Annotated in this window: 11 protein-coding genes; all 11 read left to right on the top strand. The window is 58.7% G+C overall.

Annotated features, from left to right (window positions below):
- Positions 1-2 precede the first annotated feature (2 nt).
- A complete protein-coding gene (locus tag LKE65_RS09555) occupies positions 3-1,664 on the top strand; it encodes an AMP-binding protein (protein WP_278741164.1) in 1,662 nt (553 codons plus the stop codon).
- Positions 1,648-2,550, top strand: a complete 903-nt coding sequence (locus tag LKE65_RS09560; protein WP_278741165.1) for an LpxL/LpxP family acyltransferase — start codon at positions 1,648-1,650, stop codon at positions 2,548-2,550. The genes LKE65_RS09555 and LKE65_RS09560 overlap by 17 nt, the downstream gene beginning before the upstream one ends.
- Positions 2,547-3,122 carry a LolA-related protein gene (locus tag LKE65_RS09565; protein WP_086646826.1) on the top strand — a complete coding sequence of 192 codons (576 nt, stop codon included), beginning with the start codon at positions 2,547-2,549 and terminating at the stop codon, positions 3,120-3,122. The genes LKE65_RS09560 and LKE65_RS09565 overlap by 4 nt, the downstream gene beginning before the upstream one ends.
- Positions 3,119-5,455 (top strand): MMPL family transporter, encoded by a 2,337-nt coding sequence (locus LKE65_RS09570; protein WP_278741167.1) that lies wholly within the window; start codon positions 3,119-3,121, stop codon positions 5,453-5,455. Before LKE65_RS09565 ends, LKE65_RS09570 begins: the two co-directional genes overlap by 4 nt.
- The gene (locus LKE65_RS09575; RefSeq protein ID WP_278741168.1) at positions 5,452-6,642 is read left to right on the top strand and encodes a beta-ketoacyl-ACP synthase; all 1,191 of its coding nucleotides are present in this window, start codon (positions 5,452-5,454) and stop codon (positions 6,640-6,642) included. The genes LKE65_RS09570 and LKE65_RS09575 overlap by 4 nt, the downstream gene beginning before the upstream one ends.
- A gap of 41 nt (positions 6,643-6,683) precedes the next feature.
- Positions 6,684-7,028 (top strand): beta-ketoacyl synthase chain length factor, encoded by a 345-nt coding sequence (locus tag LKE65_RS09580; RefSeq protein WP_278741169.1) that lies wholly within the window; start codon positions 6,684-6,686, stop codon positions 7,026-7,028.
- A gap of 79 nt (positions 7,029-7,107) precedes the next feature.
- Positions 7,108-8,103, top strand: a complete 996-nt coding sequence (locus LKE65_RS09585; RefSeq protein WP_278741835.1) for an IS481 family transposase — start codon at positions 7,108-7,110, stop codon at positions 8,101-8,103.
- Positions 8,104-8,126: 23 nt separating this feature from the next.
- A complete protein-coding gene (locus LKE65_RS09590) occupies positions 8,127-8,522 on the top strand; it encodes a hypothetical protein (protein WP_278741170.1) in 396 nt (131 codons plus the stop codon).
- Positions 8,516-8,986 carry a phosphotransferase gene (locus LKE65_RS09595; protein ID WP_278741172.1) on the top strand — a complete coding sequence of 157 codons (471 nt, stop codon included), beginning with the start codon at positions 8,516-8,518 and terminating at the stop codon, positions 8,984-8,986. The genes LKE65_RS09590 and LKE65_RS09595 overlap by 7 nt, the downstream gene beginning before the upstream one ends.
- Positions 8,983-9,702, top strand: coding sequence for a 3-oxoacyl-ACP reductase FabG (gene fabG / locus LKE65_RS09600; protein WP_278741174.1), 720 nt, complete (start codon positions 8,983-8,985; stop codon positions 9,700-9,702). The genes LKE65_RS09595 and fabG overlap by 4 nt, the downstream gene beginning before the upstream one ends.
- On the top strand, positions 9,699-10,967 hold the full coding sequence (locus LKE65_RS09605) for a tryptophan 7-halogenase (protein ID WP_278741175.1): 1,269 nt from the start codon (positions 9,699-9,701) through the stop codon (positions 10,965-10,967). Before fabG ends, LKE65_RS09605 begins: the two co-directional genes overlap by 4 nt.
- Positions 10,968-12,059: the final 1,092 nt, after the last annotated feature.

Here is a 12,059-nt window from a genome sequence, read left to right on the forward strand (position 1 = left end):
TGATGCCCAATATGAGGCCTGACCAGCAATGGCCTGATCTTTCCCTTGTTTATGCTCCTGACAGATCGCTTTTTCTGACCGATCAGGGGGCTGTTACAGGGTGGAGTTTTCTGCATGCCGCCCATGCGGTGGCTGCCTTGCTGCCCGACTGCCCGATTGTGCCTGTCTGCTCAGGTGTGAGCCATTTTACACTCCTGTTTGCAGCAACCTTGCTGCGGGGGCAGCATGTGCTGTTGAGCAGCGAGCGTAATCCCGCCCGGCTGGCAGAGCTCGCGCAGGAGCATAATGCCGTCTGTGTCAGTGTTGAGGGAGATGCCGAGAGCGCATTGCTCGCCGGTAGCGGGCTAACGGTGCCAGATGTTCTGGCTATGCCTCCGTCGGCTGAAAGTGCGGCTCAGCCCTGCCATAACCCTGTCATCAAGCCGGATACACTGGTGGCGCTGGTTTTTACCTCGGGGAGCACAGGGCAACCGGTCGGGCATCGTAAATATTGGGGTGGGCTGGTTACACGCAGCGTAACAGCACGGGTGCTGCTGGACCCGGATGATACCCCGGCCTGTCTGGTTGGCACTGTGCCGCCGTACCATATGTACGGGTTCGAGGCATTGGTGCTGCAATGCCTGAACACGCGCGTTACCGTGGTTGCCGGGGGCGGTGGTTACCCGGCGGACTGGCAGGCTAGCCTGAACCGGGCTTTTGCCCCGCGCATTCTGGTCACAACACCTTTGCAGTTGCGCACCATGTTGCGTTCGGGGCTGGCTTGGCCAGCTATCCGGCGCGTGGTTTCGGCCTCGGCCCCGCTTGCGCCAGAGCTGGCCGCTGAGGCGGAGGAAGTGCTTGGGACAGAAGTGACCGAGATCTACGGTTCGACAGAAACAGGCTCCATGGCCATCCGGCGGACGGTGAGCGGGGCACACTGGCAGTGGTATAAAGGTGTCACTCCGCATGAAAGTGCTGATGGTGTTGAAGTTTCAGCACCGGGTGTGCCGAGCTATCTGCTCGCCGATTTTATTCAAACTCAGAGCGATGGCACATTTTTGCTGCTGGGCCGCATGAAGGACGTGGTCAAGCTGGGTGGCAAGCGGACGTCTCTTGCTGCGCTGAATGCAGTGTTAAACGCCATTCCCGGTGTGGAGGATGGGGCATTTCTGCCTCCTGAAGGTGAAGCCACCAATGTTCTGGCCCGGATGCAGGTTTTTGCCGTATCCTCCACCTTGAGTGCCCAGAGCATTCTGCTGTCCCTGCGGGAGCAGATTGAGCCGGTTTTTCTGCCGCGCAGCGTCAGACTGGTACCTGCCTTGCCCCGCAATGCGTTGGGTAAGCTCACCTTGCAGGCGTTGCGTGCCATGGCAGGGCAGGCCATGCAGGAGGAGGAAGTCGGGTCTTTTACGCTGCCTTCTGATCATCCCTGCCTGCCGGGCCATTTTCCCGGCAATCCGGTTGTGCCCGGTGTTTTGCTGCTGGAGGCCGGGCTGGAACAGTTGGGGCAGGCCGGCTTGCATGTGGATATGGTCAAATTTCTGCACCCGCTTCTTCCGGGCCAGAAAGTGATTTTTCTGGCCCGGAGTACAGGCTCTGTTGTGCGCCTGACCGCCAAGTTGAATGATCAGCCTGTCATGCGGGCCGTGTTAAAGGCAAAACAAGAGCATGCCACGCACGGCTGACAGGCGCTGGGTTGTGCCGGAGCGGGGTAACCGGTTTGCCATGCAGGTTGCGCTGCTTCTGGCCCGCAAGGTTGGAAGGCGGCGGCTGGAGTGGCTTCTTGGCCCCATTACGCTGTATTTTTTTCTGCATAACGGGGCGGCCCGTCGGGCATCGCGCGCTTATTTGCGTCGTGCTTTGCCTGTTCGCCCTACAATAACCACCATTATGCGGCATATGCGGTGCTTCGCACAGGTTGTGCTGGACCGTATTTTTTTTCTGCAAAACACCACGGACATGCCACATGTGCGGGTTACGGGGCGGGAGTGCTTTTTGCAGGCTCTGGCGGGTGGGCGAGGGTGCCTTTTGCTGGGGGCGCATATCGGGTCGTTTGAAGCGCTCAGGTCTCTGGGGCGGGAGCACGGTATAACATTGCGCATGCTCATGTACCGCTCCAATCTGGGGGGAGCCACAGATGTGCTGGAAACGCTGGACCCTACTTACGCACAGACTATTATTGCCATCGGGCAGGTGGATACCATGCTCCGCGTTGCGGAAAGTCTGGGGCGGGGAGAAGTGGTTGGTATTCTGGGGGACAGAACGCCCGATACAGACCGGTGTATCCGCACAAAAATGCTGGGGGGGAATGTTTTGCTCCCTGAAGGGCCTTTCCGGCTGGGGATGGCTACAGGCGCTCCCATTGTGCTCGTAAGCGCCATACGTGCAGCAGATGGTGTTTATGACGTAAATTTTGTGCCGTTTGGTGTGGCATACCCCACATCCCGGCAGGGACGGTCCGCTTTTGTGCAACAGGCGGCGGAGCGATACGCGGGCTGGATGGAGGCGCTGTGCCGCAGGCACCCATTCTCATGGTTTAATTTTTATGATTACTGGAAAGACCTGCCGTGAAAGTTTTTTCTCTTCTGGTGGCATGGGGGCTGCTTGCAGGCATGGGGCAAGCATGGGCGGTTGATAACGGAACAGACCTGACCGGGCAGATTATTGCCCATCTGGGGCAGGTGCCCGAGCGTGCGCAGCCTTTCCATGAACAAAAGGATATGGCGGCTCTTACGCACCCATTGCTCTCCAGTGGCGTGCTGCTGTTCCATCGCCCCGCATATCTGGAGAAAAACACGCAGGCCCCACGTCCCGAAAAACTGGTGATCGACGGGAGTATGGTCTCCATCCAGCGGGGGGCGGGGAGTGTGCATAATGTGCCGCTGTCGCAAAGCCCCGCTCTTGCACTGCTGGTCACAACCATGCGCGCACCGCTGGAAGGGGACATGGCAAGTCTGACGCATGATTACACCCTGAGCGCACAGGGCGACCTTGGCGCATGGACACTTAATATGGCGCCTCTTTCCCCGCAGGCGGTGCATCTGGTGCGTCTGGTCGTGCTGAAGGGGCGCAATAACGCCATACAAAGCCTGAAGATTGTGCAGGCTAATGGGGATGTGCAAACCCTGACCCTCGACCCGTGAGGCCGCGTAGAAAGCCCGGGGTTCTGGCCATAACGCTGGCGGCTTCGGTTCTGTTTGCCGTGCTGGTGTTCCTGAATATCCCGCTGCGGATGGATATGGCGGGTTTTTTGCCCAAAGGCCATGATGACGGAACACGCTTTTTATTACGCGAAGTGCAGGGCGGTGTAGCGGGCACTGTTATCATGCTGGGGGTGGAGGGAGCCCCTGAGCCCGAACTTGCCCGGCTTAGTCTGGGCCTGCACACAGCCCTTGCAGGGGATCCCCAGTTTGTTTCTGTCCTGAATGGTGTTTTTGCCACGGATCAGGCCGAGACCTTGCGTAATCTCCTGTTCGAGCATCGCTACCAGCTTGCCCCCGATAATTCTGTGCGCAAGCTGGATGGACAGGCACTGGCGCAGGCATTTTCCAATGTTCTGGATGGGCTGGATTCCGCAGCAGGCTCCGTTTTGTCGGATGCACTCCTGCGGGACCCGACAAACGCGTTTGTGCAGACTGTGCGCGCATTGGAGCCGGATGTGCGTGTCCGGGTGGTGCAGGGCGTCTGGTTTGCGCCGGACCGGCCACGTGCCCTGCTGTTGTTGCGCACGCAGGCCCCGGGTATGGACCTTGCCCGGCAGGCTCATGTTGAACAGACCATAACGGCGGCATTTGCCGCCTTGCACCCCGGTTCGGCCAGACTGCTCATGAGCGGCCCGTCAGTTTTTGCCGTGTCCAGTGCGGCGGGCATGCGGCACGATGTGGATATGATGGCGCTGTGCTCCTTTGCGCTGGTTGTGAGTATTCTTTACTGGCGGTTCCGCTCGCTGTGGGTGCTGGCAGCTATTGGTGTGCCGTTTTTGCTCTCGCTGAGCGTTGCCATGCTTGTTGTGCGTCTGGCCTTTGGCTTTGTGCATGGCATTGCATTCGGCTTTGGTATGACCATGCTGGGTGTGGCGCTGGATTACCCGGTGCTGCTTATCGGGCACCGTGACCATGGTGAAGGCCCACAAGCAACCCTGTGTCGTATTGGCCATAGTTTGCGGCTGGGTGTTGCAACGGCTGTGCTGGGGCTAACCGGCATGGTGTTTTGCGGGCTGCCCGGGCTGGCGCAACTGGGCGTGTTTGCAGCCGTGGGGCTTGTGATGGCAGCGCTTGTTACCCTGCATATCATGCCCAGACTAGTCGTTGCGGCAGATCTGGCACCGCATGTGAGTGGGCCGTCCGGGCCTTTGGCTGTGGCAGAAGGCTGGCGGCACTACCGGGTTTTGGCCTGCCTGCCTGTTATGTTCTGCGCGGTGGCGTTATGGCGCTCTCCCCCGCTCATGGACACACGCCTTACAGCCCTTAGCCCCCTGCCAGAGAAAACCCTGCGACTGGACGATTCATTACGCCGTGATCTTGGTGTGCCGGACTCTTCACTCATGCTGGCAGTTTCAGGGCAGAATGCGCAGGCCGTGCTGGAGCGGGAGGAGGCTCTGGCACCAGTATGGATGCAATTGCAGCAAAAGGGCGCACTGGCAGGCGTGCAGGAGGCGGCACGCTTACTGCCTTCGGTGCAGATGCAGCGCAACCGGGCCCGCCAGTTGCCGTCCCCGGCCCCGTTGCAGGTTGCTATTGCACAGGCAAGGGAGGGACTACCCTTCCGTGCGACAGCCTTTGATGCATTTGTGGCTGATGTGGCGCGTGCACGGCAAATGCCTCCGTTGTTGCCGCAGGATATGCTGGGCACGCCGGTTGGGGCGGCAATGGCTCCCTTGCTGTTTGCACGGGGCGGGCAATGGTTCGGCCTCGTTTTTCCGGAAAGTGTGAAGGACCATCAGGCTGTAGAACGCGCGCTGGCTGGGCAACCGGATGTTCTGGTGCTGGATATGCGGAAGGAGGTGGATAGCCTCTCGGCTTACCATACAGGCCGTACACTGCGTTGGATGGCCGTCGGGTGTGTGCTGGCGTTTGTCGTGCTGCTGGTTGGCCTGCGCGATGCCAGGCGCATGTTCCGCGTGATCGGGGCTGTGGGGGCGGTGCAGATTACGGTGCTGGGGGCGTTTGCCCTGTTACATCAGCCCCTTACACTCATTCATCTGATTGCCCTACAGTTTGTGCTGGGGGTTAGTCTGGATTACGCTCTGTTCTTTGCGCGCCCCCAGCTGGATGCGGAAGAACGGGCCAGAACCATGCGTACATTGCTGACCTGCAATGCCATGACCGTGCTGACTTTTGGCCTTCTGGTAGCCTGCCAGACCCCATTACTGCGCGAAATTGGGATAACAGTTGCTTTTGGTGTTGCGTTAGCCATGATCTACGGCTTTCTTCTGGCTGGACAACGCCCGAATATTGGACCACCAGACCGACCATGAAACCACTCGCCATAACCGCTGGAACAGTCCTGAGCGCAATCGGGCGAGGATTGGCCGCGACCGAAGATGCGCTGCTGGCGCGCCGTTCGGGGCTAACACCATGTGACTTTGCCGGAATAAAAACAGGCTATGTCGGCTGTGTGCCACAAGCTGGCACGCATGTGCTGGAGGGTGTTGCCCCCGGCTTTACGTGCCGCAACAACCAGTTGGCGGATATGGCTTGTGCGCAGGATGGGTTTGCGCAGGCAGTGCAGAAAGCCCGCCAGTTTTATGGTGCTCACAGGATTGCCGTGGTGCTGGGCACTTCCACGTCTGGTATTCTCTCAGCCGAAGATGCCTATGAAGCACTGGACCCGGTAACTGGTGCACCGCCCCCGGAGTTTGATCAGGCCCATACGCAGGACCTGTTCTCACTCCCCCGGTTTGTGGCGGCCCGGCTGGGGCTGGAAGGGCCAATATTGAGTGTTTCCAACGCCTGTGCCTCTTCATCCCGTGCATTTGTGGATGCCCGCCATTGGCTGGAGGCCGGGCTGTGTGATGCCGTTGTCGTTGGTGGGGCAGACAGCCTGTGCCGTATGACATTAAGGGGGTTTGCCGCCCTCGGGCTGGTGAGTGCGGAACCAACCCGCCCGTGCGATGCACAGCGTACGGGCATTTCCGTAGGGGAAGGGGCAGGCTTTGTTCTGCTCGAGCGTGAAGGAGCGCGCTCTGGTGCTGACGTCATGGGGCGGTGGGTTGGTTATGGGGTGAGTAGTGATGGCCACCATATGTCCTCCCCCGATCCGCTGGCACGCGGGGCTGTGGCGGCCATGCGTGAGGCACTGGAACGGGCCGGGCTGGATGCCACGCAACTGGACTATATCAATCTGCATGGGACCGGCACGGTTGTGAATGACGCCATGGAGGACCACGCCGTGCATACCCTGTTTGGCCGTAGCGTGCCCTGTTCCTCCACCAAAGGCTGGACGGGGCATACTCTGGGAGCCTCCGGGATTATCGAGGCCATGTTTGCTCTTGTGATGATGCGTGCGGGATTTGCACCGGGCTGCCTGAATATGCAGCAGATTGACCCCACATTTAACAGCCATGTGCTGACAGACACACTCCATAAGCCGGTCCAGCGGGTAATGAGCAATGCTTTTGGTTTTGGTGGAACCAATTGCAGCCTGATTTTTGAGGGTGTGTGATGCGGGTTTCTGTACAAGGGATTTCGGTCTGGGGACCGGGTTTGTCTGGGTGGCCACATGCCGCACGTGTTTTGCAAGGGCAGGAAGACTGGGAACCCGCACCGGTGCAGGTTCCGCCTGCGACCTGCCTGCCCGCCAATGAGCGGCGGCGGTGTGGCCCGTTAACCCGGCTGGCAATTGCGCTGGCGGAGGAAGCCTGCGCGCAGGCAGGCGTACAGGCGGCAGACATAAGAGGGGTATTTGCCAGTTCCAATGGGGATGGAGCTGTGGTGGATAGTATTTTAACCGCCCTGAGCATGCCCGGAGGGGAGGTTTCTCCAACCCAGTTTCATAACTCGGTGCATAATGCGCCTGCGGGCTACTGGACCATAGGTGTCAGGTTGTGAGACGTCATTGGGATGATGTAGCGTGGGCGATACCGCGTTATGCTTCGTTGTTTTCTTCCGTTTGCAGGGAGACCGAATGATGCTTCAGATCCACCCACAGGCACGCACGACACCGGCTGTCCGGGCTGAGATAGCTCGTTCGTCAGAACCGACATCCGTGCTCGCCAGACGCTACGGGATCAGCGATGAAACAGTCCGCAAGTGGCGCAGGCGTGGTTCGGACGCCTGTCAGGACCGCAGCAGCCGTCCCTGGAGGCTGGCCTGGAAAGCCTCGGAGGAGGAGCGCGCCATTGTCTGTCAGATTCGGCGTTCTACCGGTTTTGGTCTGGATGATCTGACCTTTGTCTTACGGCATTTCCTGCCGCATCTGAACCGGGACAATATCTGGCGGATACTGAAAGACGCCGGATTGAACAGGCTGCCTCCTGTTCTAAAGGCCGGACCAGTTCGGGGACAGGGAAAGTTCCGCGATTACGATCCCGGTTATGTCCATATCGATGTGAAACATCTGCCAAAATTACAGACAGCAGATGGGGACAGGCGGAAACGTTTTCTGTATGTCGCCATCGATCGCTGTTCCCGTTCAGTGCACCTGGCTGTTTATGACGCGGAAAATGCGGATAATTCCGTTGATTTCCTCAATGCCGTCAAATCGGCCTTTCCTTTCCGGATCACCCATATCCTGACCGATCGTGGCTCCTGCTTTACAGCGGACGCCTTCGAAAAAGCCTGTCATGACATGGGAATCGACCGACGCCGGACCAAGGCTTACTCCCCTCAGACCAATGGAATGGTGGAACGCTTCAATGGCCGTGTCGCTACAGAAGTACTGCAGGTCTGTGTCTCAAACCATGAAGATCTGGAAATTCTGCTCAGAGGCTTCTGTTTCGCCTACAATCATCGCCCGCAGCGTGTTCTGGGCGGCATCGCTCCCGCCCAATGCATCATCTCATGGCTTGAAAAACATCCCGCGTCACGTAATCAAGACTATATCAAACCGGCTGGTCGTGACATCATGAAACAGGTCGACGAAATCCTTGATTACGCCAATGACGTCTCACAACCTGACACATAGGGCACGCCAGTCTGGCCCCTGTTGTGGCATTGGGGTGTTATGACTGGTCTTTTGCGCAAGGTTTGCTCAAGGCAGCTGCCGAATGTGTGGTGGAAAATGCTCCTGTGCTGTTTGTGGCCTATGACCTGCCCATACCCGGGCCAATTGGCAAAGTCCGCATTACACACAACACATTTGGTTGCGCTTTTGTGCTGGTGCCACAGGCTAGGCAGGGCGCGGTTTGCACGCTGGATATAACCCATGCTCCCGGTGCCGTGGCGCAGGATACAACCTTGCTACCCCAACTTGCAGAGCTTGCGCGGAGTAACCCCGCGGCAGGGGGGCTGGCATTACTCCAGCAGATTGCCAGCGGGCAGGAGGGCATTGTGCATATGACCTGCCAGCCGGGGACCATTCTGGCAGAGGTAACGCCATGTTAGAGCGTGTAAAGCTGGAGCGCGTGGATATTCTGGCCTTAATCCCGCATCAGGGTGCGAGTTGCCTGCTGGATACCTGCTCCTTCTGGTCGGATACCACATTGCGCGCGCATACAGCGGCCCATTTGCACCCGGATAACCCGTTGCGCCATGCTGGGCAGCTGGGGGTGCTGGTCGGGGCGGAAATGGCCATGCAGGCCGCGGCCCTCCATGGTGCCCTTACAGGGCAGACCATGGCCAGAACAGGCGGTTATCTGGCAGCCCTGCGTGACCTGCAGGCTCAGTGCGACCGGCTGGATTGTGCAGAATATGGCCTGTTGCAGATTGACGTCCTGCGCGAGCAGGTCGATAGCGCTGGTATGGTTTATGGTTTTTCCGTTCATTCCCAGCCGGGGGATCTGCTTTTGCAAGGTCGCGGGACAGTCATGTTTCAACGCGCTGTAGCTGGTGCAGGGCGGGCGGAATGAAGCGCGCATTTGTAACCGGTGGCAGCAGCCCGATTGGGGCCGCCATTTGCCATAAACTGGCGGGGAATGGCCTGCATGTTCTGGTGCATGCTCATGCCTCACGCAGCAGGGCGCAGGAGGTTGTGGAGCGCATACGGGCTGAAGGAGGTTCCGCTGAGTTATGGTGCTGCGACCTGACAGATGCCAATGCGACCAGACAGGCCCTGACTCCAGTGCTGGAAGCGGGCGTTCCGCAGGTTATTGTCCATAACGCAGGCACCCATGATGACGTAACAATGGCGGGTATGGCCCCAGCCCAGTGGCGGGATGTGCTGGCCGTATCGCTGGATGGTTTTTTTAATGTTGTGCAACCGCTACTGCTCCCCCTGACCCGTACCCGCTGGGGGCGTATTATTGCCTTGTCGTCCATTACCGCGCAGATGGGGAACAGGGGGCAGGTCAATTACGGCGCGGCAAAAGCCGGGCTGGAGGGGGCAGTACGCTCCCTTGCGCGCGAAGTTGGCAGCCGCGGAATTACAGTGAATGCCATAGCGCCGGGCATTATTGCTTCCCCCGCTACGGCAGCGGTTATGAGCGAGGCGGATATTGCCGCTATAGTTCCGGCCCGCCGTGCGGGGCAACCGGAGGAAGTGGCTGATCTGGTAGGGTTTCTGGCCTCGGAACAGGCTGCCTACATTTCGGGGCAGACCATTGGGGTTAATGGGGGTATGGCATGAGTGGTTCTGATATGTCTGCGCGGGAATGCGATGTTCTGGTTATTGGTGGCGGGCCTGCGGGGAGCACAGCCGCCACGTTGCTGGCCCGGCAGGGTGTGTCGGTCATTATGCTGGAAAAAGACCCGCATCCCCGCTTCCATATTGGTGAGTCCCTGCTGCCCTGCAACATGGAGCTGCTCCGCGACATTGGCGTGCTGGATAAGGTGCGCGAGATCGGGGTATTTAAACCCGGTGCCGAATTTGTATCAGACCTGGGGGAGAGGCGGCTGGCTTTTCCCTTCAGCCATGCGATCAGCCCGAAGGATACACATGCGTATCAGGTCAGGCGCTCTGAGTTTGATGAAATCCTGTTCCGCAATGCTCAGGCGCATGGGGTGGAAGCCTTTGAAGGCCTGCGGGTAACAGAAGCCCGTTTTACGCCCCGCCAGCCAACGCAGGTTGTTGCGCAGGACGAGGCCGGGCAAACCCACACCTTTACGCCCCGCTTTGTGCTGGATGCATCCGGACGGGACGGATTTCTGGCGCGGCGTTTGCATACGCGGCATGCGGATAAAAACAACTCTACAGCCGCCATTTTTGCGCATTTCCGCAATGTTGAACGCCGTGAAGCGGATATGGAAGGCTATATTTCCATCCATCTGGTGGATGATGGATGGTTCTGGATGATCCCCCTGCGTGACAACATTATGAGCGTTGGTTTTGTGGGGGATAAAAATGCGTTCAGCTCCCATACCGGCCCCAAAACAGACCTGTTCTGGAAAAAGGTGGCGGAAAGCCCGAGTGTCTCACAGCGTCTGGCACCAGCGGAACAGTTGGGAGAACTGACAACCACCGGAAACTACTCCTATTGCGCGGACAAAACATGGGGGGAAGGGTATTACATGATCGGGGATGCGTTTGCGTTCCTGGACCCTGTGTTTTCGTCCGGTGTGCTGCTGGCCATGAAGAGTGCTTACCGTGGAGCACGGGTGGCACGGGCATGGCTGCGCAGCCCCGCACAGGGGCGCAAGGCCGCCCGGCGTGAGGAATACTGCACACGGCAGGAAATGCGCCGCGTAGCCTGGCTGATTTACGGGATTAATGACCCGGTGCAACGGGAGTTATTCCTCAACCCGCGGAATATCCTGCGGATGCGTGACGCCATTATTTCGCTACTGGCGGGGGACTTTGTGGGGCGCTGGCGGGTGCAGGCGCCTCTGCTGGCGTTTCGCTCCGTGCTGGCGGCCATGCGCTGGAAATGGGCGAAGAAGCGGGCAGCAAACTAAGCCCTTTTGCTACAAGAGCCTGCTGGTTGCCGAGCCATATGTAATAGGCATTATAAAACGCAGCAAAACCCGCAGGCTCTTTTTTCAACCACTCGGCTAGAGGCCGACGTTCCGCCGTGATTTGTGCGTAAAGTGCTTGATACCAGAGCAGGTTGGCACGCAGGTCATGGTAACGCGGTTGAGCCAGATAACGGCTGAATGCCCGGTTGTAGTGGCCAAGCAGCGGGTCATCATAAAAAATAAGGGACAGGTTGGTGTTATAGACCGCATTGGGGGTCTGTACGGGGTTAGAGTCCAGAATAACCCCCGGTTCCCCCGGTAGCCAACCATCACGCAGCAGGGTCTGGCGGGTTTGCGGGTCATGGAACAGGGCGTGGAGGTCCCCCGGTTTGTGGCGGTCTGCCCGGTCCAGCAGGTTGACCACCTCGTTTTTGGGAACAGGGAAGGTCAGCGCCGCCTGCAGAATGAACTGATGAACAGGCAGTTCATGCCAGAAGTCCGTTGCCGCGAGTGCATTATGGATAAGATGGTTGCAGTTATCCTGCATGACATTGGTTTCAAATGTCTTGGGGCCGTAGCGGTACAGTGCGTTGCGGCTGTTCAGAAAGTCCACAATCTGGACCATCTGGGTCGAACTGACCGGTAATCGGGCGCAGTATCGGGCGCGCCCGTAACTTACGGCGTAATCCGTGCCGATGGAAACTTCGTATTTCCAGTCTTCTGCCGGGGTGCTGGCTGGCCTGTCTGCCAACGCCCAGTCCCGGAATGTAATGGCATTGTAAAGGCCACGCTTTTGTGCCTCAATTTTCGTGTTCTGGTAGGCTTCCCGCGTCAGACCTTCTCCGGGTTTGAGAATACCATCATAAAAAAATGCACGTCCGGGTATGCCAACCCAGTTTGCGTTTACAAAATGGGCGTTCATGCTCACCCCGGTCTCACCCTGCGGGCAGGCTTTGAGCACCGGGTAGGGGGAGGAAGGGTCCAGACAGGCCCCATGCAGGAACAGGACGGCATGCCCCCCCGGTCCACCGGCAATATCTGCCCCGTAACCGGGTTTTTTGGAGATTTGTGAAACGGCACAGAGTTCGGCCC

Origin of the sequence: Acetobacter fabarum (assembly GCF_022483405.1) — a bacterium.
Classification (GTDB): Bacteria; Pseudomonadota; Alphaproteobacteria; order Acetobacterales; family Acetobacteraceae; genus Acetobacter; species Acetobacter fabarum.

Bases quoted from the DNA above. Each gene is read 5' to 3' on its own strand.
- LKE65_RS09555 (WP_278741164.1), top strand. From the start codon at position 3: ATGCCCAATATGAGGCCTGACCAGCAATGGCCTGATCTTTCCCTTGTT.
- LKE65_RS09560 (WP_278741165.1), top strand. From the start codon at position 1,648: ATGCCACGCACGGCTGACAGGCGCTGGGTTGTGCCGGAGCGGGGTAAC.
- LKE65_RS09575 (WP_278741168.1), top strand. From the start codon at position 5,452: ATGAAACCACTCGCCATAACCGCTGGAACAGTCCTGAGCGCAATCGGG.
- LKE65_RS09585 (WP_278741835.1), top strand. From the start codon at position 7,108: ATGCTTCAGATCCACCCACAGGCACGCACGACACCGGCTGTCCGGGCT.
- LKE65_RS09595 (WP_278741172.1), top strand. From the start codon at position 8,516: ATGTTAGAGCGTGTAAAGCTGGAGCGCGTGGATATTCTGGCCTTAATC.
- fabG (WP_278741174.1), top strand. From the start codon at position 8,983: ATGAAGCGCGCATTTGTAACCGGTGGCAGCAGCCCGATTGGGGCCGCC.
- LKE65_RS09605 (WP_278741175.1), top strand. From the start codon at position 9,699: ATGAGTGGTTCTGATATGTCTGCGCGGGAATGCGATGTTCTGGTTATT.